Source organism: Bradyrhizobium sp. CCBAU 11430, from assembly GCF_028128855.1.
In the GTDB taxonomy this organism is placed as follows: domain Bacteria; phylum Pseudomonadota; class Alphaproteobacteria; order Rhizobiales; family Xanthobacteraceae; genus Bradyrhizobium; species Bradyrhizobium ottawaense.
In genome coordinates, this window is record NZ_LBJV01000070.1 from 125393 (window position 1) to 147650 (window position 22258).

Sequence of the window (22258 nt, forward strand, 5' to 3'; positions counted from 1 at the left end):
CTTCGCTCGAAAACGCTATGCTATAATAGTCAGACTTTCCCATGATACCCGAACCCGCACCCACCGTCCGCGAGCTTCTTGCCTTCTATCTGGAGGCCGGCGTCGATTGCGCGCTCGCGGAGGAACCGATCGACCGCCTGGCGGAATTGGATGCCCCGCCGCCGGCCCCGCGCGTGGCGCCTCCGGTCGAGGCACCGCGGCCGGTCGCCGCGCCGGCGGTGATGCGCGGCGAGGCCGCACCTGCGCCCGACATCGCGATTGCCTCGGCGCGCGAGGCTGCGCGCACTGCGCCGACGCTGGACGCGCTACGCGAGCTGATGCAAGGCTTCGAGGGGTGCGCGCTGAAGCACACCGCGACGCGATTGGTATTTGCCGACGGCAATCCGCAGGCGCGCATCATGTTCGTCGGTGAGGCGCCGGGCCGCGACGAGGACATCGAGGGGCTGCCCTTCGTCGGGCGCAGCGGCAAGCTGCTCGATCTCATGATCGGCGCGATCGGCCTCAACCGCAGCACGGCCTACATCGCCAACGTGATTCCGTGGCGGCCGCCCGGCAATCGCACCCCGACGCCGCAGGAGACGCAAATCTGCCTGCCCTTCATCCAGCGCCAGATCGAACTGGTGAATCCCGACGTGCTGGTGACGCTTGGCAATCCCTCGACGCAGACGCTGCTCGGAACGCGCGAGGGCATCATGCGCACCCGCGGGCGCTGGTTCGACTACGAGACGGGGGCGCGCACCATCCGCGCGCTGCCGACGTTCCATCCGGCCTATCTGCTCCGCTCGCCGTCCTACAAGCGGCTGGCCTGGCAGGATCTGCGCGCGATCGCCAAGGTGCTGACGGGGTAGCGAGCTCTCGTGTCCCGGACGCGGTGCGGCACGCAGTGACGCTCCGCAGAGCCGGGACCCAGAAAGCAACACAGTACGATGCGGCGGGATGGCCCCGGCTCTGCAGCGCACCGCCGAAGAGGCGCGGCGCAGCGTCCGGGGCACGAGACCTACGTCCTCACGTCCCCTTCGGCCGCACGATGGCCCAGCCGACGCGCAAGAGCTGCTGGCGACCGGTCACCAGCCATTCGAAGGCGCGCGGGACTTCCGGGACGATGCCGGGAAAGCGCTTGAGGATGTCCGGCGGCGGCGTGCCGGCGGTATCGGAAGCGCGCCAGACCACGACGCCGCCGGTCTCGCTGAATTTGGCCTGATTGATCCACGGCGTGCGCGCAGGGTCGGCGTCGATGAAGAGATGCGGCCGGCCGGAATGCAGCGTGATCAGGCTCGCAAGCGAGGTCTCGCCGGCCACCGCACGCAGGCGATGGTTGGTGCGGCGGGCAAAGCTCTCGTCGAAGAAGTCCGAGATCGCGCGCGCCGGCATCGAGGTCGCGATCTCGTTCGTGCCGGTCCAGGGCAGCAGCAGGACGGCGAGCACGACGCCGACGGCCGGCGCCACGACGGCGGCGGCCCAGACCGTCCGCAGCATCCGCGCACGGCGCATCGCGATGAGATCGCCGGCTGCGACCACCACGGCAAGCCCGGACACAACCAGCACGACGCCGGCGCCGCCGACGACGGAGTCGAGCCCGAGCAGGCCGGAGATGAGCACCGCGCCCAGCGCCGGCGCCAGCGCGAAGAAATAGACGAAGTTGCGCGCCATCGGCTCGACCGGTGGTCGGTAGATGATCGGCGGCTCCTCGCCCTTGCCGGCGAACAGCCCGGTGTTGAGGAAGGTCAGCGCCGGGATCGCAGCGGCCCCGAGCACGAGGCCGCCGAACAGCCACGCCGCATGCAGGGCGCGGGCATCCAGCTCCGCAACTTGCGGCAAGGCCGGCATCACCAGCGTCTCGGCGCGCATCAGCCAGACCGCGTAGGGCAGCGCCAGCACCGCGACGACAACAAGCGCGAACAGCGGATCGAGCGCGCGCAGCGTCCGGCGGCCGCCGGCGGTCGAGACCGCGAAGACGACGAGCAGCAGCAGCAGGAAGATCGCTGCAGGCGTCGTCAGCAGCAGGAGACCGGCCTCGATCGACCAGGCGAACCAGGCATTGCCGCGACGCTGGCCGATGATCTGCCAGGAGTGCAGCAGCAGCAGCGCCCAGAGCGGCCGGGCCAGGACAAGCGGGCCGAAGTCGAGCGCCGACGAGGAGAAGGCGAGCACCGTCATGGTCAAGAGCACCGCGAGCACCGCCTGCTGCGAGCCGACCACGGCGCGGGAGAGATGATAGAGCGCAATGAACGTCGCAATCTCGCAGAGCTCGGCGAGCACATAGACGCCGAACATGTGGCCGCCGGCGGCGCGATAGGCGATGTCGGCGAGCCAGACCGGCAAGGGCGGACCGAGATCGGTGCCGACCTGGTATTCGCGTCCGAAAGCCAGGAGCGTCGCAAGGCTGCCGGGCGGGCTGCGGTAGAAAACCAGCGCCACGAACAGCCACATCGCGGCCTGCAGCAGCACGGCGATCCAGACGATCAGCCGCGGCCGGGCGCGAATGAGCTCGATGACCAGGGAGGTAAACCGCATGCAACGCCCGAAAGATGCAGCCAACCCGTCCAGCCGGCCCTATTCGCTCACAAACACTTTGATAAGGGGCGCTGCGCGTTGTGGCAACGACGGTTTCCTCGTCATGCCCGGGCTTGTCCCGCCTGGCTAACTCTAGAGATTCGCCGACGCGTCGATTCCGACGCTGGCTTCCACCGGCACCTCGACCTCGGTCACCGCAAACAGATCCGGCACCGGCTCGACGGTCCACGGCATGTGCTTGGCGCGTGCGGCCGCGACCGGGGCGAAGAAGCGGCGGTGATGGACGGAGGGGCCGAGGCGGTCGAGCGCGTCGAGGTGCTCGGGGACGGCGTAGCCCTTGTGCTGCTCGAAGCCGTAGCCGGGGCAGTCCTGCGCCAGAGCGCACATCAGGCGGTCGCGCGTCACCTTGGCGATGATGGAGGCCGCCGCGATCGACAGCACGATGCCATCGCCGCCGATCACGGCTTCGCAATCGCAAGGAGTGTCGAGCCGGTCGCGGCCGTCGACGAAGACGTGCCTGGGCGCCTCCGGCAGTGCCACGACGGCGCGCTTCAGCGCCCACAACGAGGCGCGCAATATATTGTCGCGGTCGATTCGCGAGGGCGAGGCGACGGCGACCGAGACCTGGGCGGTGGCGCAGATCTTGTCGAACAGTTTTTCGCGCTCCTCCGCCGTCAGGCGCTTGGAATCGTCGATGCCGCGCGGGATGCGGTCGGGGTCGAGAATCACGGCTGCAGCCACCACGGGGCCGGCGAGCGGCCCGCGGCCGGCCTCGTCGCAGCCGGCGACCGGCCAGACGCCGCGCTTGATCAGCGCGCGCTCGCGCCGGAAGCTCGGCGGTGCGACCGCGATGATGCCTTTCTTGCCTGCGGGAACGGTCGTTGTTTTGGTCGCAGGCGCTTTGCCGGCCTTGGCGGGCGCTGCCTTTTTCGCGGCGTCCTTCCTTGCCGCGTCTTTGGCCGGTGTCTTGGCGGACTTGTCCCGAATCATGGCGGGGATCGTGCGCAAGCGGCCCGGCCGGCGCAACCGGGAACCCGGCGCAATTCCCGTTATTCAGGCTGGCCCTACTCCGCCAGATGCACGCGCCGGTCCTCGCCGACCTCGATGCCGGGTGCGACCACGACCTCCCAGGGATGGCCGTCGGGATCGGCAAAATAACCGGAATAGCCACCGTAATCGGTCTCGTGCGCGGCCTTCACGAGCTTTGCCCCCTTGCCGAGGGCAAAGGCCAGCACTGCATCGACCTCCTCTCGGGTCCGACAGTTCCAGGCGATCGTGATGCCGCGGAAGGTCGATGGCCTCGGCTGGTCCGGCAACGCCGCGTCGGCTGCGAGCTGATCCCAAGGATACAGCGCGAGCACCGGACCGCCGGTATCGTAGAACGCCACCGCCTCGCCGGTCGCCTGCAGCCGGCGCGAGAACCCGAGCGCGTCGTAAAAGGCGATGCTGGCACGGATATCGCTGACGCCGAGCGTGATGACAGTGAGCCGCGGCACCGGCGCCGAAACTTGCTTACTCATACGACACCTCTTCCACTTCCCGCTCAGAACAGGCTCAGCTGATCGCCGTTCCGGTTCGGCCGGGCAAAATGATCCGTGGTCAGCTTGGAGCGCCTTTTGTTGAGGCCGAGCCTGTCGCAGGCGATCTCGAAGCGGCGGCCGATGGTCCAGGCCATCGGTCCGGTGCCCTTCATCCGCTCGCCCCATTTCGCATCGTAGTCGCGGCCGCCGCGCATGTCGCGGATCAGCGTGAAGACGTGGCGATAGCGGTCGGGATAGTTCGCCATCAGCCATTCCCGGAAGAGATCGCGCACCTCCAGCGGCAGCCGCAGCAGCACGTAGGAGGCTTCCTTGACGCCGGCATGGGCGGCGGCATCGAGGATGCGCTCGATCTCGGAATCGTTCAGCGCGGGGATCACGGGCGCGACCATCACGGTGGTGGGAATGCCGGCGTCCGAGAGCTGCTTCAGCGCTTCCAACCGCTTCGGCGGCGTTGAGGCGCGCGGCTCCATGGTGCGCGCGAGCTTCGGATCGAGCGAGGTGACCGAGATCGCGACCTTGGCGAGGTTGCGCTTGGCCATCCGCGCGAGAATATCGATGTCGCGCACCACCAGCGCCGATTTGGTGACGATGCCGACGGGATGGCCGGCACGCTCGAGAACCTCGAGGATGCCGCGCATGATTTTGCGCTCGCGCTCGATCGGCTGATAGGGATCGGTGTTGGTGCCGATCGCGATCATCCGGGGCTCATAGCCGGTCGCGGCGAGCTCCTTCTCCAGCAGCGCCGGCGCCTCGGGCTTGACGAACAGTTTTGACTCGAAGTCGAGCCCCGGCGACAGGCCGAGATAGGCATGGGTCGGCCGCGCGAAGCAATAAACGCAGCCATGCTCACAGCCGCGATAGGGATTGATCGAGCGATCGAAGCCGATATCGGGGGAATCGTTGCGGGTGATCACCTTGCGTGAGGTGTCGACCCCGACACTGGTCTTGAACGGCGGCAGCTCTTCCAGGCTCTGCCAGCCGTCGTCGAAGGCGACGCGCGCCTCGGCCTCATAGCGGCCGCTGGCATTGGACTGTGCGCCCCGCCCTCGCCTGCGCGCGCGGTCGATGGCGACGCCAAGTTCTGGAAAGTCAGAGTCCACACCCGCCGGCTCGGAGGGCGCCTTGACCGGCGGGTGCTTGAGAGCATGAGACGATGCTGCTGGACTCATGAAGCCAGGATAGCACGACAACGGAACAAATCAAGAACACAAACAAAAAATGGGAAAACAACCCCATGCAAAGTAGGCCGCCCAAATTTCGGGCGCGGTCCTTTGACCTCACGCAACACCCCCGTCATGACGATCTCGTTTGATGCCGGTCAGGGATCAATCGTCGCGGAACAATGTTGGTGACGATCGCCGGGTGAAGGTCAGCAGGAACATGACAAAACAACAACAATCGGCCGCGGCAAGCAGCAACCTCGACCTCCTCGATCGCTACTGGCGCGCCGCGAACTACCTCTCCGTCGGGCAAATCTACCTGCTCGACAATCCGCTGCTGCGCAAGCCCCTGCGGGCCGAGCACATCAAGCCGCGTCTGCTCGGCCATTGGGGCACGACGCCCGGCCTGAACTTCATCTACGCCCATCTCAACCGCGTCATTCGCGCGCTCGATATCAGCGTGCTCTATGTCTGCGGTCCCGGCCATGGCGGTCCCGGCATGGTCGCCAACACCTATCTGGAGGGCAGCTACAGCGAGATCTATCCCGACATCGCGCGCGACAAGGACGGATTGCGCAAGCTGTTCAGGCAGTTCTCCTTCCCAGGCGGCATTCCGAGCCACGCGGCACCGGAAACGCCGGGCTCAATCCACGAAGGCGGCGAGCTCGGCTACGCGCTGGTGCACGCCTACGGTGCAGCGCTGGACAATCCTGATTTGATCGTGGCTTGCGTGGTCGGTGACGGCGAAGCGGAAACCGGCCCGCTCGCTGCCTCCTGGCACTCCAACAAGTTCCTGAACCCCGCGCATGACGGCGCGGTGCTGCCGATCCTGCATCTGAACGGCTACAAGATCGCCAATCCGACCGTGCTCGGGCGAATGCCCAACAGCGAGATCCGCGATCTCTTCCGCGGCTTCGGCCACGAGCCGCTGTTCGTCGAGGGTGATGATCCCAAATTGATGCACCAGGCCATGGCGGACGCGCTCGACGTCGCGCTCGCCAGCATCCGCTCGATCCAGCAGCACGCACGGGACGGGCGCAAAAGCGTCGAGCGGCCGCGCTGGCCGATGATCGTGCTGCGCAGTCCGAAGGGTTGGACCGGTCCGAAAGAGGTCGACGGCAAGAAGGTCGAGGGTTTTTGGCGCGCGCATCAAGTCCCGGTGGCGGGCTGTCGCGAGAACCCGGCGCACCTCAAAGTTCTCGAAGACTGGATGCGCAGCTACGAGCCCGAAAAGCTGTTCGACCAGAGCGGCGCGCTCATTCCAGAACTTCAGGCGCTCGCGCCCGAAGGCATTCGCCGCATGGGCGCCAATCCGCATGCCAATGGTGGCCTGCTCAAAAAGGAGCTGAGGCTGCCGGACTTCCGCAGCTTTGCCATCGAGGTGCCGCAGCCCGGCGGCGCCATCGGGGAAGCGACGCGCGAGCTCGGCAAATTCCTGCGCGACGTCATCCGCCTCAATGCGAAGGAGCGCAATTTCCGCATCATGGGCCCGGACGAAACCGCGTCAAACCGGCTGGACGCGGTGTTCGAGGAGACCGAGCGGGTCTGGATGGAGCCGATCGAGCCCTATGACGTGCACCTCGCGCAAGACGGCCGCGTGATGGAAGTCTTGAGCGAGCATCTCTGCCAGGGCTGGCTCGAGGGCTATCTGCTCACCGGCCGCCATGGTTTCTTCTCCTGCTACGAGGCCTTCATCCACATCGTGGATTCCATGTTCAACCAGCACGCCAAATGGCTGAAGGTCACGCGCGATCTGCCATGGCGGCGCCCGATCGCCTCGCTCAATTATCTCCTGACCTCGCATGTCTGGCGGCAGGACCATAACGGCTTCAGCCATCAGGATCCCGGCTTCGTCGATCTCGTCGCCAACAAGAAGGCCGACATCGTCCGCATCTATTTCCCGCCCGATGCCAACACGCTGCTGTGGATCGCAGATCACTGCCTGCGGACCTACAACCGCATCAATGTCATCGTCGCCGGCAAGCAGCCGGCGCCGCAATGGCTGTCGATGCAGGACGCTGCCACGCATTGCGATGCCGGCATTGGCATCTGGAGCTGGGCGGGGACGGAAGATGCGGGCCAGGAGCCCGACGTGGTGATGGCCTGCGCCGGCGACGTACCGACGCTGGAGACGCTCGCCGCCGTCGACCTGTTGCGCAAGGCGCTGCCGGATTTGAAGATCCGCGTCGTCAACGTCGTCGATCTCATGACGCTGCAACCGAAAGACCAGCATCCGCACGGCCTGTCCGACCGCGACTTCGACAGCCTGTTCACGCGCGACAAGCCTGTCATCTTCGCCTATCACGGCTATCCCTACCTGATCCATCGGCTGACCTATAACCGCACCAATCATGCCGGCATGCATGTGCGCGGCTTTGCCGAGGAAGGCACCACGACGACGCCGTTCGACATGGTCGTGCTCAACGAGCTCGACCGCTACCACCTCGCGATCGAGGCGATCGAACGCGTGCCCGGGCTCGCGGCCAAGGCTGCGCAAGCGAAGCAGCAATTCCGCGACAAGCTGATCGAGCATTCGCGCTATGTGCGCGAGCACGGCGAGGACATGCCTGAGATCCAAGGCTGGGTCTGGCCCAACAGCTCCGGCGGCAATACCCCGGCCGAAGCCGGCGACTAGCCATGTCGGACACTGTCCTCGTCCTCAACTCGGGATCGTCGAGCATCAAGTTCGGCCTGTTCGAGATCTCGGCTGTTGAACCCAGCCTGCTCTGCAAGGGACTGCTCGACGAGCACGAGGCAAAACCCCGGCTCGTGGTGAAGAGCCCCGCGGGCGAAGACCTGTTCGAGACATGGAGCGAGGCGCCGGACGCCGACGGCGGCCATCTGTTCGCCGATGTGCTTGCCTTCATCGACGACCGGTTCGGCGGACACCATCTGCGTGCCGTCGGCCATCGCATTGTTCACGGCGGGCCGGATTATTCAGGCCCGGTCGCGCTGACCGACGACGTGATCGGAAAGCTTAAGGCGCTGACGCCGCTGGCGCCGTTGCACCAGCCGCGGTGCCTCGCGCCAATTCGTGCGCTCGCGGCGATTCGACCAGCGCTGAGGCAGATCGCGTGCTTCGATACGGCGTTCCATCACGGCCTGGCGCCGCCGGCGAGCCGCTTCGCCATTCCGAGGCGCTACGAGGAACGTGGCGTCCGACGCTACGGATTTCACGGCCTCTCCTTCGAGTATGTCGCGGGACGCCTCGCCGAGATTGCGCCGGAGCTCATCGCCAAGCGTACCGTCATCGCGCATCTCGGCAACGGCGCCAGCCTGTGCGCGTTGCGCAACGGCCGCAGCGTCGACACCACCATGGGGCTGACGCCGCTCGACGGTCTCGTGATGGGCACACGCTGCGGCACGATCGATCCCGGCGTGCTGCTCTATCTGCAGCAGCACGAAAAGATCTCGATCGAGGATGTCCAGCACCTGCTCTATCACCAGTCGGGCCTGCTCGGCGTCTCCGGCATCTCCGCGGACATGCGCACGCTGCTTGCGAGCGGCGAGATTGACGCGCGAGACGCGGTCGATCTTTTCACCTTCCGCGCGGCGCAGCAGGTCGCGATGATGGCAACCACGCTTGGCGGCCTCGACTGTCTGGTCTTCACCGGCGGCATCGGCGAGCACGCCAAGGAGATCCGCAGCGCGATCGGCGAACGTCTCGCATGGATGGGCGTGCGCATCGATGCCGCGGCGAATGAGGAGACACGTGAGCGGATCAGCGGTAGCGATAGCGCGGTCGATGTGCTCGTCATTGCAACCAATGAAGAGCTGACGATCGCGCGCCATTGCGCTGCGCTGCTGCAGCAAGGCCATCCCAACTGAAAGAACGTGTCAGTCTCGTAGCGTGGACAAAGCGACTTGTCCGCCGTTGCTCGAAGAGCGAAGGCGGAAGCGTGCCCACCACGTCTGTCAATGTGGCGTCGATGGTGGGCAGGGCGCAAGTGCGCCTTTGCCCACCTACGATTCCTGACTCGTGTGGACAGAAGAGGGCACAATGACACGCACGAACTAATGCGTTCCCGACCATATCTGAAAACACCCGATCGCGACCTCGATCACGATCAGGACCACGACCGCGATCTCCAGGCGGAGCGAGCGCTGGGTGTCGATGATGTCGGTCAGCGCGTTGGCGGTCTCCGACACCGCGGTGAGCTTGCGCTCGAGCGTGTCGAGGCGTTCTTTCAGCTCGTACTCGTCCTCGAGGCGCGAATAGAGCCGGTCGAGCTCGGGCTTCTCCCAGAGCACGTCGGGCTTCTCGGCGATCGCGACGCGCCCGGCGACGCGCTGCTGCACCAGCAGTGCATTGCCGATCAGTTGCAGGATGCCCTTGCGACGGCGCGGCGTGCGTCCGTGCTCGGCGAGCTCCCGCGCAAACGGCTCGATCACATCGAAGACCGCGGCGACGCGGCGCTCGTCGCGCGCGAGCGACGTACTCTTGGCGAGCGCGTCCGCAACAAGCAGCAGCCGGTCGTCGGAGAACTTTGCGAGGCAGATCGGCCCGCCCGGCTGGATCGCTTCAGTGCTTTCATCCTTGCAGAGCTGTGCCTGCGCAATCTCTTCCTCATACGGGCTGAGCTCGCCGATAACCCGCGGCTTCAGGCTGTCGATCAGCACTTTCTCCTCGGACGGGAGCAGCCCGATCAGCACCACGACGCCGTAACGAAAGATCACGGCGAGGCCGGCATGCACACGGAAGGCGGCGGGCGTCGACGAGACCAGCGTGCCGATCTCGAGACCGGCGGCGTTGATGCGATCGCCCAGCATCAGCGCGCGGATCCGCAAGGTCGGCGCAGCCTCCGGCTTCGGCGATGTCGAGGCCGTGCCAACAGCGAGTTGATCGGCGTTCACAGGAAGCCTCCGCCGCCACCAAAGTCACACATGTCCCGTTCGAACCTTTCTTGCAGGGCGCCCCGTCCCTGCAGGAGCCAACTACCCGCGCGCCGCGCAATGTCGCCGTAAAACTCCAGGTCAATCCCCCCGGGACGAGCTTGTGCCGAAACATTCGGCAACATCGCCAACCCGCGCGTGACACATTTGGCTGCGAGGACTGGCTGCAGTTTACCATCGCACGCCGAAGCGCGGCCGGAAAGTTGCACTCGGCAACGCCACGTGTTTATGACAACATCATAACAAGCTACGCTTCTCCCGAAGTGCAGACATTGAAGCCTCAATCATGCTGAGCGTCATCATTCCGACCGAAGGCGTCGAGCAGACCGCGGTGGCGACTCTGGCCGCGCTGGTCCCCGGGGCCGCCGCCGGCGTCATCCGCGAGGTGCTTCTGGTCGACGGCACCCGCAACGGCGTCATCGAGCGGGTTGCCGACGTCGCAGGCTGCCGTTTCGTCGGCTTCGAGGGATCCTCGCAAGGCGCCGCGCTCGCGGCCGGCGCGCTCCAGGCCCGCTCGCCGTGGCTGATGTTCCTGCCCGCAGGCGCCGTGCTCGAAACCGGCTGGATCGAGGAAACCACCCAGTTCATCCAGGCCGTCGCGACCAGCGGACGGGACCGTGCTGCCGTGTTCCGCTATGCGCGCTCGCCTTACGCCGATACCGGATTGCGCGACATCCTCCGGGCCGTGGTGCGCAGGGTGATCGGCCCGCTCGGCGATCAGGGCCTTTTGATTGCGCGTGATCATTACGACCGGATCGGCGGCTACCCGCCGCAGGCCCGCCGTTCCGAGGCACGGCTGCTCCGGCGGCTCGGCCGCTCGTCCCGGACCGTGCTGCGCAGCCAGATCGTCATGGTCGGCTGAAGTCACCTGATACTTGCCAAAGTCAAATAATTAATTGACAATGGCAAATATTGAGGTGCCGTCATGCCATCAAGCTCTTCCCCATTACCCCTTGCAATCGAGCAGGTCGCCGACGATCGCATCGCAGCGGTCCGCGCCTTCAACCGCTTCTATACCCGCAAGCTCGGTGTGCTCGACCAGCATCTTGGGAAGAGCCCGTTCTCGCTCAGCGAGGCCCGCGTGCTCTACGAACTCGCGCATCGCGACGAGCTGGCGGCAAAGGAGATCGGAATCGAGCTTGGCCTCGATCCCGGCTATCTCAGCCGCATCGTGCAGAGCTTCGACGAAAAGGGGCTGATCACGCGCAGGCCCCTGCCCGCAGATCGCCGGCAATACCAGCTCAGCCTCACCGCCAAGGGCCGCCAGACCTACGCCAAGCTGAACCTGAGCTCGCAAAACGAGGTCGCCGCAATGCTGGCTCAGCTTTCGGCCAGCGATGCAACGCGGCTCACGCAGGCCATGGCGACCATCGAGGCCCTACTGGAGCAACGTCGAACCCAGCCTGCGGCTTTCATGCTGCGCAGCCATCGCGTTGGCGACATGGGCTGGGTCATCTCCAAGCAGGCCGCCGCCTATGCCGCGGACTACAACTGGGACATCAGCTACGAAGCGCTGGTCGCCGAGATCTGCGCACAGTTCATCAAGAACTACGATGCCGCGCGCGAGCACTGCTGGATCGCGGAAGTGGGCGGCGAGCCCGTCGGCTCGATCTTTCTGGTCAAGGCCACCGACGAGATCGCCAAGCTGCGCCTGTTGCAGGTGGAGAAGAAAGCGCGCGGGCTCGGTGTCGGCCGTGCGCTGGTCGAGCAATGCCTCCAGGGCGCTCGCGAGCGGGGCTACGGCAAGATGACGCTGTGGACGCAGAGCATCCTGGTTGCCGCACGCGGCATCTATCAAAGCGCAGGCTTCAAGCTCGTGAAGCAAGAGAAGCACCACAGCTTCGGTGCCGATCTGGTCGGCGAAACCTGGGAGCGGGATCTGTAGCGCTGTCGCTACAAGTCAGGAATCGTAGGGTGGGCAAAGGCGCATGAGCGCCGTGCCCACGGCCCCTGCATTGCGGACAGAGATCGTGGGCACGCTTCCGCCGTCGCTCTTCGAGCTATGGCGGACAAGTCGCTTTGCCCACCCTACGATACTGATGATGCGGAGAGCCCCCCGAGAACGATCCGCCCTTACACCGTCGCGCCTTGCGCCTTCGGCCTTCGCAGATGCTCGTCCAGCCGCGGCATGATCTCGACGAAATTGCACGGACGCGTGCGGTAGTCGAGCTGAGCGGCCAGGATGCCGTCCCAGCCATCGCGGCAGGCGCCGGGCGAGCCCGGCAGGCAGAAGATGTAGGTCGCCCCCGCGACGCCGGCGGTGGCGCGGCTCTGGATCGTCGATGTCCCGATCTTGGCGTGGCTCAGCATGTGGAAGGCGATGGAAAAACCGTCCATGCGCTTCTCGAACAGGGGCTCGATCGCCTCCGGCGTGACGTCGCGTCCGGTGAAGCCGGTGCCGCCGGTCGTGATGACGACGTCGATGCCGCTATCTGCGATCCAGCGGCGAACGACGGCGCGGATCGCCTCGACATCGTCGGTGACGATCTCGCGCGCGGCGAGACGATGGCCGGCCGCGGCTAGGCGGTCGGCAAGCGTCTGGCCGGACTTGTCAGCCGCGAGCGCACGGGTGTCGGACACGGTGAGCACCGCGATGTCGAGCGGGATGAACTGTTTTGCTTCGTCGATGGAGGCCATGATGCGTCTCTCGTGTCCCGGACTAGGTGCGGCGCAACAGCGCCGCGCCGCAGAGCCGGGACCCATTTAGAGGCTTGGGAGACCGGCGGTGTGGGCCCCGGCTCTGCAGCGCACCGCTGAAGTAGCGCTGCGCTGCGTCCGGGGCACGGCAGCGAGACTACTACGTCCCGCCGCCGAACGTGTTGCAGGCCTGGACCGTGCCCTGCTGGTAGCCGGTCATGAACCACTGCTTGCGTTGCGCCGCCGAGCCGTGGGTGAAGGAGTCAGGCACGACGCGTCCCGTGGCCTGGCGCTGCAGCGTATCGTCGCCGATCGCGCTCGCCGTGGTCAGCGCGGCGTCGATGTCGCCGGCTTCCAGGAAGTTCGGACGCTTCTTCGACTCGCGATTGACCCAGACGCCGGACAGGCAATCGGCCTGCAATTCCACCTTCACCTGGAGCGCGTTGGCCTCCGCCTTCGAGCCCGCCTGCTGCTGCAGCCGCGTCACGCGCGGAATGATGCCGAGCAGGTTCTGGATGTGATGGCCGGCTTCGTGCGCGATGATGTAGGCGGTGGTGAAGTTGCAGGCGGACTTGCCGGAGCAGCCGCGGAAGCGCGTCTCGACCTCGCGGAAGAACGAGGTGTCGAGGAAGATGGTACGATCCGGCGGACAATAGAACGGCCCCATCGCCGACTCTGCCCGGCCGCAGCGGCCGCCATTGGTGACGTTGCGGAACAGCACGACCTTCGGCCCGGTGTAGGACTGGCCCGAGGCCTGGAAGATCTCGCTCCAGCGGTCGTCGATCTCGCCGAGAATGCCGGAGATCATGCTGCCCATCTCGTCGGTCGGGGCACCGCGCTTGGCGGTCGAAGACGACTGGCGATCGGTCTGGTAGCTCGGCGCCTGGCCGCCGCCGGTGAGGATCTCGGCGCCGCCGATCAGGATGCGCGGATCGATGCCGAAGGCGTAGCCGACGAGGCCAAGCACGATGATGGTGCCGATGCCGAGCCCGCCGCCGCCCATCGGAAGGCCGAACCCGCCTCCGCCACCGCCGCCTCCACCATCGTCGCGACGATCCTCGATGTCGTCGCTGCGGCGGAAATCATCGTAGCGCATGGCGGGTTTCCCTCAGTCCTCGATTGGCATCATTTGGGCGCAGAAGCGCGAAAGCTCAACGCGCCACACACGTAAAATTTCCGTTGCTTTTATCAATATCCCGCTCGGCAATTATTGCCTAGTGCGACAGCATGCCGATGCCAGCAATTTTTTCCGAGGGTCGAGCAATTTTTTCCGAGAGAAATTTGGCGCCTTTTTGGAGCCATGATCGCTCCCGCAACGCGACGAAACGCGAAATACACTGCAAAACACGGCGAGTGCGCGCAGTGAACCGCACGCGGGGAGCGATGCGAGGCCTGCTCACGAAAGCGGCGGGTTAAGTCGATTTTTACTTTGCCGCTTCATTGTAACGGTCAGTCGGTTGTTTGGTCCCGCGTCGCCGACAGCGTCGCCTGAGTCAGAGTTCTTGAGTCATGGTAGTGTCGCGTCGCGGGGCGTCTGCAAGGGCGCCCCGCACAAATTTTGAGTCCGCTTCGCACAGCATCATCCTCGGTGATTGCGTCGCCGAGATGTCGAAGCTTCAGGCTGGTTCGGTCGACCTCGTGTTCGCCGATCCGCCCTACAATCTCCAGCTCAAGGGCGACCTCAAGCGCCCCGACGAATCCCATGTCGACGCCGTCGACGACGACTGGGACAAGTTCGATTCGTTCTCCGCCTATGACGATTTCACCCGCGCCTGGCTGCTTGCCGCCCGCCGCGCGATGAAGCCGTCGGCGACGATCTGGGTGATCGGCTCCTATCACAACATCTTCCGCGTCGGCGCGATCATGCAGGACCTCGGCTTCTGGCTCCTGAACGACATTGTCTGGCGCAAGTCGAACCCGATGCCGAATTTCCGCGGCCGCCGCTTCACCAACGCGCACGAGACCATGATCTGGGCCGCGCGCGACGAAAAGGCCAAGGGCTACACGTTCAATTACGAGGCGCTGAAGGCCGCGAACGAGGACGTGCAGGCACGTTCCGACTGGCTGATCCCGCTTTGCACCGGCGAGGAGCGCCTCAAGGGCGCCGACGGCAAGAAAGTGCATCCGACGCAGAAGCCGGAAGGCCTGCTCGCGCGCGTGCTGCTGTCCTCGTCCAAGCCCGGCGATCTCGTGATCGATCCCTTCAACGGCACGGGCACCACCGGCGCCGTGGCCAAACGCCTCGGCCGCTCCTATATCGGTTTCGAGCGCGACAAGACGTATGCCAAGGCTGCCGAAGCCCGCATCGCCGCGGTCGAGCCGCTGCCGGAAGCAAGCCTTGCCCCGTTCATGACCGCGCGCGAAGCGCCGCGGGTCGCGTTCTCCGAACTGATCGAGCGCGGCATGATCATGCCCGGCACGAAGCTGTTCGACGCCAAGAAGAAGCTCGGCGCGCTGGTCCGTGCCGACGGCGCCATCATGTTCGGCGACAAGGTCGGCTCGATCCACCGCATCGGCGCGGTGGCGCAGGGCGCCCAGGCCTGCAACGGCTGGACCTTCTGGCACATCGAGACCAAGAAGGGCCTCAAGCTGATCGACGAGCTCCGCGCCGAAATCCGCGCCGGCATGGCGGCGGAGTGATCCTCTCCGCCGTCATTCCGGGGCTCGCGAAGCGAGAACCCGGAATCCACCCAACCACAGCACATGCGGCCCAATGGATTCCGGGCTCGCGCAAGAGGCGCGCCCCGGAATGACAGCAGTGGTGGTTGAATGCCGCCCCCGCCAGGACTAGATTCGCCCGATCAGCCCCGTCCTGACGGTGGGCCCCATGCGACGACAGTCCGAGACATTGCTGCTGGTGCCGCTGCTGCCGATCTTCCTGCTCGGCATGTTTCCGATGTTCCTGATAGCCCTGCTCGGATTCTTCGGCCTCGCGCTGTTCGGCGTGCTCGTGATCTCTGTCGGGCTCGCCAGCAGCAACGAGGCGCACGACAATTTCAATCACGACGTCATCGTTCACGGCTACGCACGCGGATCGGAGCGCGCGGCGCGAGCCTCCGACATGCATCTGGCCACGCGGCTCGGGCTGCGGCTGGAAGCGGTCGGCGCCGCGATGGTCGTTACGGCGGCAATTGGCCTTTGTTACGCCGGCTGATCTGCGTGGCGCGCAGATACCGCCCGGCAAACTCGCCGGTTGCCCTCCCGCAACGGGTTCAGGCAAGACAGGCCGCACGGCAATGACGCTGCGTCCGCGCCTTGCAAAAACACTGGGGAGATCGATGCTCAAATTCTATTTCAACGGATCGCCGAATCCGACCAAGGTCGCGCTTTTTCTGGAGGAGTCCGGCCTGCCCTTCGAGCCGGTGAAGATCGACACCCGCAAAGGCGAGCAGTTCACGGCCGAATTCCTCAAGATCAATCCGAATGCCAAGGTCCCGGCGATCGACGATGGCGGCACCATCGTGTTCGACAGCAACGCCATCCTGCTCTATCTCGCCGAGAAGACCGGCAAGTTCCTGCCCGCCGCGAGCGTGCGCGGCGAGACGCTGTCATGGCTGATGTTCATCGCAACCGGCGTCGGGCCGTATTCGGGTCAGGCCGTGCATTTCAAGCATTTTGCGCCAAAGGACCAGAACCACGATTACGCCCATAACCGCTACCAGTACGAGACGGATCGCCACTACAAGGTTCTCGACGGTCACCTCAAAGGGCGCAGCTACATGGTTGGCGACCGCTATTCCATCGTCGACATGGCGCTGTGGGGCTGGGCGCGGATGCTGCCGTTCAAGCTCGGCGACGACGCCTTCGCGCGCTACCCCAACGTGAAGCGGCTGGTGGACGAGATCTCGGCACGGCCGGCGGCGGCACGCGCGATCGCGCTGAAGGACAAGTTCACATTCAAAGCCGAGATGGACGACGAGGCACGCGCCAACATGTTCAAGCACATGGCGACCAAGGTCGCCTGATCGCGCCGCGCCGTTCTTTTCAGGCCACGCGCATGCGCGTGGCCTTTTGCGTTTGGGATTCAGGCGGCGTGGACCGAGTTCAGGAACTTGGCCACTTCGAGCTTGAGGCGGTTGCTGTCGGCCGACAGCGAGCGCGCCGCCGACAGCACCTGCGATGAGGCCGACCCGGTTTCGGAGGCGCCACGCTGCACGTCGCCGATGTTGGACGACACCCTCTGCGTGCCATGGGCCGCCTGCTGGACGTTGCGGGAAATCTCCTGCGTCGCCGCGCCCTGCTGCTCCACGGCGGCCGCAACCGTCGACGAAATCTCCGACAGCCGCTCGATGGTGCCGCTGATCTCCCTGATCGAGCCGACCGATTCCTCCGTCGCGGCCTGGATGCCGGAAACCTGCTGGGCGATCTCGCCGGTGGCCTTCGCAGTCTGCTCGGCGAGCGCCTTGACCTCGGAGGCGACCACGGCAAAGCCGCGGCCGGCTTCACCCGCGCGCGCCGCCTCGATGGTGGCGTTCAGCGCCAGGAGGTTGGTCTGGCCGGCGATGGTGCTGATCAGCTCGACCACGTCGCCGATCCGCGCGGCGGCCTTGGAGAGCGCGCCGACGCGGTCATTGGTCCTGCTCGCCTGACCGACGGCCTCGACCGCGATACGGGCGGATTCCTGCACCTGGCGGGCGATCTCCGACACCGAGGAGGACAGCTCCTCGGTCGCCGAGGCAACCGCCTGCACATTGGCCGAGGCCTCCTGCGAGGCGCTGGCGACCTCCGTCGACAGGTCCTGGGCCCGCGAGGCGGTCGTGGTCAAGGTGCCGGCGGAGGCTTCGAGCTCGTTCGATGCCGACGACACGGTGCTCACGATCTCGCCGACCGCCTGCTCGAACTGATCGGCGAGCCTGACCATGTCCTTCTTGCGGCTTTCCGCCTGCCGCGCCTCGACCTCGGTCTGCTCGGCGCGCAGTCGCTCGGTCTCGACCATGTTGTCCTTGAACACCTGGATCGCCTTGGCCATGTCGCCGATCTCGTCGGCCTTGCCGCGGCCGGGGATCTCGACCTCGAGATTGCCGCCCGCGATCAGCCCCATCGCGCGCGTCATCGAGGCCAGCGGACCGACGATGCCGCGGGCGATCAGGAAGGCGACGATGCAGCCGAACAGGACGGCGAGGCCACCGGCGATCTCCTGAATGGTCGTGGTGCCCGCGATCACGGCTTCGGCGGTCGTACGCGATTCCTGATAGTCCTTCTTCAGGGTCGCTTCCGCGGCCTTGAGCCTGCCGACGCTGTCGACGATGAGGGGCGCGAGGCTCTTGTGGTAGATCTCGTCGGCCTGAAGCATCGCGGCGGACGTCGTCTCGAACGCCGATTTGTAGATTCCGAGCGAGGTCTTCACCGGCGCGAGCGTGGAGCGCAATTCCGCCGCCTGCGGGCTCTTTTCGAGAGCCGCGAGCCGCTGCGCCGCCCTATCTACGCTCGCCCTGAAATTCGCGGGTCCCTGCGCGTCGCGCAGCGCCAGGAAACGCCAGTTCGCGACCCGAACAAGGAGGATCCTGGATTCGAGGTCGGCGACGAGGGCCGCGGTGTCTTCGTCGACGGCGGCGCGCGCCGCATCGACCAGCTTGCCCATCTTGACGGCCAGCTCCTCGCCGCTCGGCAGCAACGTCGCCTTGCCCGTTCTCGCCTCGTTGACGGCGTCGCCGAGATTGTCACGCAGGCGTCGCATCTTGGCAATGTCGTCGATGAGGCCGTTGTAGAGCACTCGCCGATCCTCCGAGAGCGTCCCCTTGGCGCCGACCCGCAACAGCTCGGTCGCCGCGGTTTCCCGCTCTTGCGCCTCCTTCATCGCGGGCTCGTTGGCGTCGTAGACGTAACGCAGATTGGCCCGTTGGATCGCCTGAAGCTGGGTCGATATCTCCAAAACCCGCGCCGTGCTGTCCGAAAGTGCGGATTGTCTTGCGACCTGATCCTGCACCGCCCGCAAATTCCAGACGGCAACCACCGCCATCACGAGACCAACCACCACCAAGGCCATGAAGCCTGCGTACAGGCGTCCCCTGATCCGCAAACGAAACTTCGGCATTCCCACTGTCCACCCAGATGCATTTCACTTCGAGCGGCCGAACAATTCCGGCAAATCGTCACGACCACCCTGGCAGCCGCGTGTCTTTGCGACCCACGCTGCACTGCGACACAATGGGGGACACTCGTTAATTGAACCTTCAAATTTTTCGCGCGATCTGGATCTGCGGGCGCGAAAACTGCTGCTTTTGTCAGCAGCTATGCAAAGTTCGCGTACGAATCCCGAGCGGGATGCGCAGAGCTGCATGCGTTCACAGGACGAACGACCATTGGGCGCCGGCCTGCTGCAATTTGCCGAGCGCGTGCTCGACCACTTCCAGCGTGTACGGCTTCTGAACCACCGGCGCCGAGGCCAGATCCACCGGAAGCGGCGCGCGCTCGCCATAGCCGGTTGCGAAGATGAAGGGCACGCCGATCTCCTTCAGCTTCTGCGCCACCTTGATGCTGCTCTCGCTCCCGAGGTTGAGATCGAGCAGGGCAAAGCTCGGCCGAGTCCGCTCGATCGAGCGCAGCGCCTGGTCGACGGTCGCGGCGGTGTCGACATGACGCGCGCCGAGATCGAGCAGGATGACCTCCGCCGCCATTGCGATGATCAGATTGTCCTCGACGATCAGCGCGGTCTCGGAGATCCGGGGTCGGCTGGACTGCTGTTCCTCAAGACGCATGGCGGCTCCTGCTATCGACGGCACCAGCTCGACGAAATTGGGGGGAATGACGAACGTCGCCTGCACGCCCAGAAGGTCGAAGCGGATTTCGGCATCGCCCTTGAGATCGAACGGCACCGAGCGTTCGATGATCGTGGTGCCGAAGCCACGCCGCGACGGTGGCTGCACCGGTGGCCCGCCGCTTTCCTTCCATTCGATCACGAGGCTCGACGAGGGATCGAGGCGCCAGACCACCTCGACGCTGCCGGTGGAATCGGCGAGCGCGCCGTATTTGGCGGAATTGGTCATCATCTCGTGGACAACGAGAGCCAGCGTGGCAAACGCCTTGGGATCGAGCGCGACGTCCGGCCCGCCCATCTTCACCCGGCCTGCGCGCGCCCCGAGATAGGCGCCGGCTTCGGATTCGAGGAGGGTCCGCAGCGCCACCGGCGCCCAGTTCAGATTGGTGATCTGGTCGTGGGCGCGGGCCAGGGCCTGGATGCGACCGCCGAGAACGCTCGCAAACTCCTCCACGCTCATCGCCGTGTCCTTGCTCTGCGCTACCAGCGCGCGGACCAGGCTCAGGATGTTGCGGACGCGGTGATTGAGCTCGGCGATCATCAGCTCCTGCCGCTCCTGCGCGCCGCGGCGCTCGCGCGCGGCGAGGTCGGACAATTGCAGGATCACTTCCAGCAGTGTGACGCGCAGACTCTCGGCGATGCGGATGTCCGCTGCCGACCACGGTTTCGACTGGCCCGCCACGGTCTCCTGCCAGAGCTCGAAGCTCTTGCGCGGCGTCAGGCGCGGCCCGTTCGGACCTTCGTCGTAGATCTTGTCGGGAGCGCCGGCCCAGTTCACCGCCCGCGTGACCTCGCGCCGGAAGAAGATCAGGCAGTCGCGCGGGGTCCGTGAGATCGGAATGGCGAGAAAACCCGCCGCGCGGTCGCGAAAAGCCTGGCCGGCGGCATAGACCTTGGCGATCTCGGCGCTGGCGAAGATCCGGCCCGGCGAGGTCCGGTTGATGAAGGCGACGAGGTCCTTCACCTCGTCTTCGGTCGGCGTGTCTCCCTCGAGGGCGATCTTGTTGTCGGACCAGAGCGCGACGCCGTCGCAGTCGATCATCTTGCGGTAGTCGCCGAGAAAGTCGACGATCGCGCGGCGGCTGTGGTCGTGCGAAGCAGCGATCTCGATCAAGCGCTCCTGGACCTGATGGGCCCGCGCCTCATAGGCGACATCGCCCTCGCGCTCGCGTCCCTCGACGATCCAGGAAAACATCTGCCCGAACAGCTCGGAGGCCGTACGCTTGTCGAACGAAATGTACCGCGGCGAATAATGATGACAGGCGAACAGACCCCACAGCTTGCCATCGCGCAGGATCGATACCGACATCGAGGCGGCCACCCCCATGTTGCGCAGATATTCGATATGGATCGGCGAGACCGAGCGCAGCACGCTCATCGAAAGGTCGAGCAATCCCGCATTGTGCGTGGCGGTCGACATCAGGGCAGCCGACCTGGCGTTGACGTCGGCAATGATGCGCAGCCAGTTGCGCTGGTAGAGGGCGCGCGCCTGCCTTGGGATATCCGATGCAGGATAACGCAGGCCGAGGAAGGATTCGAGCCCTGCTTCCGCGGTCTCGGCGATCACCTCGCCCGATCCGTCCGGGTGAAACTGGTAGACCATGACGCGATCGAATCCGGTCAGCACCTTGAGCTGACGCGCGGCCTCCCGCGCGAGCTCGGTCATGCCGCGCGTCTTGCGGATCCGTTCGAGCATCAGGCGGACGAGCTCGCCGGAATTGACGCCGGGCTCGTGGACGCTCGGCTCCGCCTCGACGATGAGGTAGACGCCGGAGAAATGGATCGAGAGATCGTAAAGCGGTTTGCCGGCCTGGAGCTCGACGCCGAACAGGCGCTCGGTCGCATCCGGCCCACTCAAATAGTCGACGCGACCGCGGATGGTCTCGACAGCGGCTTCGGAGATGGCGCTCGTCAACGGCTGCTGGAGCAGATCGGCGACGTCGCTTCCGAGAAAGCTGCCGACATTGTCCGAGGCCATGCAGATCGTGAAATCCGAGAGCACAGCGAGCATGAAGCCAAACGGCTGCACGCTGCCGGGAATGTGGATCGGCTCGCGATCGCAATTGGTGAGATTGACCGCCTCGTTCATGCCCGCTCCGCCGCCCGCTCGAACGCGGCGAAGGCAACCCGCGCCGCCGCGATCACCTCGACCTCGTCGCAGGCCTCTTCGCCTTGAAGCTTCGACAGGAAACTCTGCCACAGGCGCTTGCCGGCACCATGGCTGAGATAGCTGGTGGCCTCCGTCATGCGCAGGTCGGCGGCCTCCGCGACCTCTTTCAGCAGGAATCTTGCCCCGAGCCGAGAGCCCTCCAGCACGTACATCGTACCGAGCATGCCGCTGGGCGTCAGCGGCGGCACGGATACGGTGGATTGCGCGGCGCCGCCGAGCCGCCCGAGATCAGCCGCGATCGCGGCACTGCGCGACCGCTCCGGCCAGTCCGGAAATATCCTGGCGACGCCTGCCGCGACGAGCGCGGCCTCGAGCGGAAGAAGCGCGCCGGCGCTGGCTTGAAGAAAGCGGCGATAGCCCGCCAAGACGGTGAGATCGAACGACGAAAGTTGCGCATCGAGCTCCCGGTGCGCACCCGCAGTCGCATCTCTCAGTCGCTCACGAAGTCCAGGGAAGCCAGGGTTCACCTGTGTCGAGACGTCCGAAACCCCAGCCAGCATGAAATTCCCACACGCGCGCAATGCCGGGGGGCGCGATTGCCCCGGAAGCGAAGGAAACGCCGGCGGAATCCGAAGGTTCCGCCGGC

At 65.6% G+C, this 22258-nt stretch carries 18 protein-coding genes; 8 read left to right on the top strand and 10 right to left on the bottom strand.

The window, feature by feature from the left end; all coding sequences use genetic code 11:
• Positions 1–41: 41 nt before the first annotated feature.
• Positions 42–848 (top strand): uracil-DNA glycosylase, encoded by an 807-nt coding sequence (locus XI04_RS30355; RefSeq protein WP_152103373.1) that lies wholly within the window; start codon positions 42–44, stop codon positions 846–848.
• Positions 849–1005: 157 nt separating this feature from the next.
• On the opposite strand, the gene XI04_RS30360 is transcribed toward XI04_RS30355, so the two are convergent.
• The 4 genes from XI04_RS30360 to XI04_RS30375 all read right to left on the bottom strand — a co-directional run bounded on the left by XI04_RS30360 (position 1006) and on the right by XI04_RS30375 (position 5224).
• Positions 1006–2514: a glycosyltransferase family 39 protein gene (locus XI04_RS30360; RefSeq protein ID WP_028141667.1), complete on the bottom strand. Its 1509-nt coding sequence runs from the start codon at positions 2512–2514 to the stop codon at positions 1006–1008.
• Positions 2515–2646: 132 nt separating this feature from the next.
• Positions 2647–3504 carry a ribonuclease HII gene (locus XI04_RS30365; RefSeq protein WP_212429499.1) on the bottom strand — a complete coding sequence of 286 codons (858 nt, stop codon included), beginning with the start codon at positions 3502–3504 and terminating at the stop codon, positions 2647–2649.
• 74 nt (positions 3505–3578) lie between these two features.
• Positions 3579–4034, bottom strand: coding sequence for a VOC family protein (locus XI04_RS30370; protein ID WP_097668757.1), 456 nt, complete (start codon positions 4032–4034; stop codon positions 3579–3581).
• A 23-nt stretch (positions 4035–4057) separates the two neighbouring features.
• A complete protein-coding gene (locus tag XI04_RS30375; protein ID WP_212429497.1) occupies positions 4058–5224 on the bottom strand; it encodes a PA0069 family radical SAM protein in 1167 nt (388 codons plus the stop codon).
• A 211-nt stretch (positions 5225–5435) separates the two neighbouring features.
• Between XI04_RS30375 and XI04_RS30380 the strand changes: the two genes are divergently transcribed.
• Positions 5436–7850, top strand: coding sequence for a phosphoketolase family protein (locus tag XI04_RS30380; RefSeq protein WP_271608300.1), 2415 nt, complete (start codon positions 5436–5438; stop codon positions 7848–7850).
• A gap of 2 nt (positions 7851–7852) precedes the next feature.
• Positions 7853–9043, top strand: coding sequence for an acetate/propionate family kinase (locus tag XI04_RS30385; protein WP_271608301.1), 1191 nt, complete (start codon positions 7853–7855; stop codon positions 9041–9043).
• A gap of 186 nt (positions 9044–9229) precedes the next feature.
• Here the strand turns inward: XI04_RS30385 and XI04_RS30390 are convergent, their stop codons facing one another.
• On the bottom strand, positions 9230–10069 hold the full coding sequence (locus XI04_RS30390) for an RMD1 family protein (RefSeq protein WP_018323338.1): 840 nt from the start codon (positions 10067–10069) through the stop codon (positions 9230–9232).
• A 325-nt stretch (positions 10070–10394) separates the two neighbouring features.
• Between XI04_RS30390 and XI04_RS30395 the strand changes: the two genes are divergently transcribed.
• Both XI04_RS30395 and XI04_RS30400 read left to right on the top strand, forming a co-directional pair.
• A complete protein-coding gene (locus XI04_RS30395) occupies positions 10395–10970 on the top strand; it encodes a glycosyl transferase (RefSeq protein ID WP_028141674.1) in 576 nt (191 codons plus the stop codon).
• Between the two features lie 63 nt (positions 10971–11033).
• Positions 11034–11993 (top strand): bifunctional helix-turn-helix transcriptional regulator/GNAT family N-acetyltransferase, encoded by a 960-nt coding sequence (locus XI04_RS30400; RefSeq protein WP_049801738.1) that lies wholly within the window; start codon positions 11034–11036, stop codon positions 11991–11993.
• Between the two features lie 188 nt (positions 11994–12181).
• Here the strand turns inward: XI04_RS30400 and moaB are convergent, their stop codons facing one another.
• Together moaB and ypfJ are read right to left on the bottom strand one after the other, a co-directional pair.
• Entirely contained in the window at positions 12182–12745 is a 564-nt protein-coding gene (moaB, locus tag XI04_RS30405) for a molybdenum cofactor biosynthesis protein B (RefSeq protein WP_271608302.1), read from the bottom strand.
• Positions 12746–12905: 160 nt separating this feature from the next.
• Complete coding sequence (gene ypfJ, locus XI04_RS30410; protein WP_028141677.1) at positions 12906–13841, bottom strand: KPN_02809 family neutral zinc metallopeptidase; 936 nt, start codon at positions 13839–13841, stop codon at positions 12906–12908.
• Positions 13842–14254: 413 nt separating this feature from the next.
• Between ypfJ and XI04_RS30415 the strand changes: the two genes are divergently transcribed.
• The 3 genes from XI04_RS30415 (at position 14255) to XI04_RS30425 (ending at position 16710) form a co-directional block, all read left to right on the top strand.
• The gene (locus XI04_RS30415; RefSeq protein WP_028141678.1) at positions 14255–15385 is read left to right on the top strand and encodes a site-specific DNA-methyltransferase; all 1131 of its coding nucleotides are present in this window, start codon (positions 14255–14257) and stop codon (positions 15383–15385) included.
• A 187-nt stretch (positions 15386–15572) separates the two neighbouring features.
• Complete coding sequence (locus XI04_RS30420; RefSeq protein WP_028141679.1) at positions 15573–15899, top strand: hypothetical protein; 327 nt, start codon at positions 15573–15575, stop codon at positions 15897–15899.
• A gap of 124 nt (positions 15900–16023) precedes the next feature.
• Positions 16024–16710, top strand: coding sequence for a glutathione S-transferase family protein (locus XI04_RS30425; protein WP_271608303.1), 687 nt, complete (start codon positions 16024–16026; stop codon positions 16708–16710).
• Between the two features lie 59 nt (positions 16711–16769).
• Here XI04_RS30425 and XI04_RS30430 read toward each other — a convergent pair whose 3' ends face one another.
• The 3 genes from XI04_RS30430 to XI04_RS30440 all read right to left on the bottom strand — a co-directional run bounded on the left by XI04_RS30430 (position 16770) and on the right by XI04_RS30440 (position 22172).
• On the bottom strand, positions 16770–18779 hold the full coding sequence (locus XI04_RS30430) for a methyl-accepting chemotaxis protein (RefSeq protein ID WP_271608304.1): 2010 nt from the start codon (positions 18777–18779) through the stop codon (positions 16770–16772).
• Positions 18780–19029: 250 nt separating this feature from the next.
• The gene (locus XI04_RS30435; RefSeq protein WP_271608305.1) at positions 19030–21591 is read right to left on the bottom strand and encodes an HWE histidine kinase domain-containing protein; all 2562 of its coding nucleotides are present in this window, start codon (positions 21589–21591) and stop codon (positions 19030–19032) included.
• The gene (locus XI04_RS30440; RefSeq protein ID WP_028141683.1) at positions 21588–22172 is read right to left on the bottom strand and encodes a biliverdin-producing heme oxygenase; all 585 of its coding nucleotides are present in this window, start codon (positions 22170–22172) and stop codon (positions 21588–21590) included. Before XI04_RS30440 ends, XI04_RS30435 begins: the two co-directional genes overlap by 4 nt.
• Between the last annotated feature and the right edge of the window lie 86 nt (positions 22173–22258).

Bases quoted from the DNA above. Each gene is read 5' to 3' on its own strand.
- XI04_RS30355 (WP_152103373.1), top strand. From the start codon at position 42: ATGATACCCGAACCCGCACCCACCGTCCGCGAGCTTCTTGCCTTCTAT.
- XI04_RS30360 (WP_028141667.1), bottom strand. From the start codon at position 2,514: ATGCGGTTTACCTCCCTGGTCATCGAGCTCATTCGCGCCCGGCCGCGG.
- XI04_RS30365 (WP_212429499.1), bottom strand. From the start codon at position 3,504: ATGATTCGGGACAAGTCCGCCAAGACACCGGCCAAAGACGCGGCAAGG.
- XI04_RS30370 (WP_097668757.1), bottom strand. From the start codon at position 4,034: ATGAGTAAGCAAGTTTCGGCGCCGGTGCCGCGGCTCACTGTCATCACG.
- XI04_RS30375 (WP_212429497.1), bottom strand. From the start codon at position 5,224: ATGAGTCCAGCAGCATCGTCTCATGCTCTCAAGCACCCGCCGGTCAAG.
- XI04_RS30380 (WP_271608300.1), top strand. From the start codon at position 5,436: ATGACAAAACAACAACAATCGGCCGCGGCAAGCAGCAACCTCGACCTC.
- XI04_RS30385 (WP_271608301.1), top strand. From the start codon at position 7,853: ATGTCGGACACTGTCCTCGTCCTCAACTCGGGATCGTCGAGCATCAAG.
- XI04_RS30395 (WP_028141674.1), top strand. From the start codon at position 10,395: ATGCTGAGCGTCATCATTCCGACCGAAGGCGTCGAGCAGACCGCGGTG.
- XI04_RS30400 (WP_049801738.1), top strand. From the start codon at position 11,034: ATGCCATCAAGCTCTTCCCCATTACCCCTTGCAATCGAGCAGGTCGCC.
- moaB (WP_271608302.1), bottom strand. From the start codon at position 12,745: ATGGCCTCCATCGACGAAGCAAAACAGTTCATCCCGCTCGACATCGCG.
- ypfJ (WP_028141677.1), bottom strand. From the start codon at position 13,841: ATGCGCTACGATGATTTCCGCCGCAGCGACGACATCGAGGATCGTCGC.
- XI04_RS30415 (WP_028141678.1), top strand. From the start codon at position 14,255: ATGGTAGTGTCGCGTCGCGGGGCGTCTGCAAGGGCGCCCCGCACAAAT.
- XI04_RS30420 (WP_028141679.1), top strand. From the start codon at position 15,573: ATGCGACGACAGTCCGAGACATTGCTGCTGGTGCCGCTGCTGCCGATC.
- XI04_RS30425 (WP_271608303.1), top strand. From the start codon at position 16,024: ATGCTCAAATTCTATTTCAACGGATCGCCGAATCCGACCAAGGTCGCG.
- XI04_RS30430 (WP_271608304.1), bottom strand. From the start codon at position 18,779: ATGCCGAAGTTTCGTTTGCGGATCAGGGGACGCCTGTACGCAGGCTTC.
- XI04_RS30435 (WP_271608305.1), bottom strand. From the start codon at position 21,591: ATGAACGAGGCGGTCAATCTCACCAATTGCGATCGCGAGCCGATCCAC.
- XI04_RS30440 (WP_028141683.1), bottom strand. From the start codon at position 22,172: ATGCTGGCTGGGGTTTCGGACGTCTCGACACAGGTGAACCCTGGCTTC.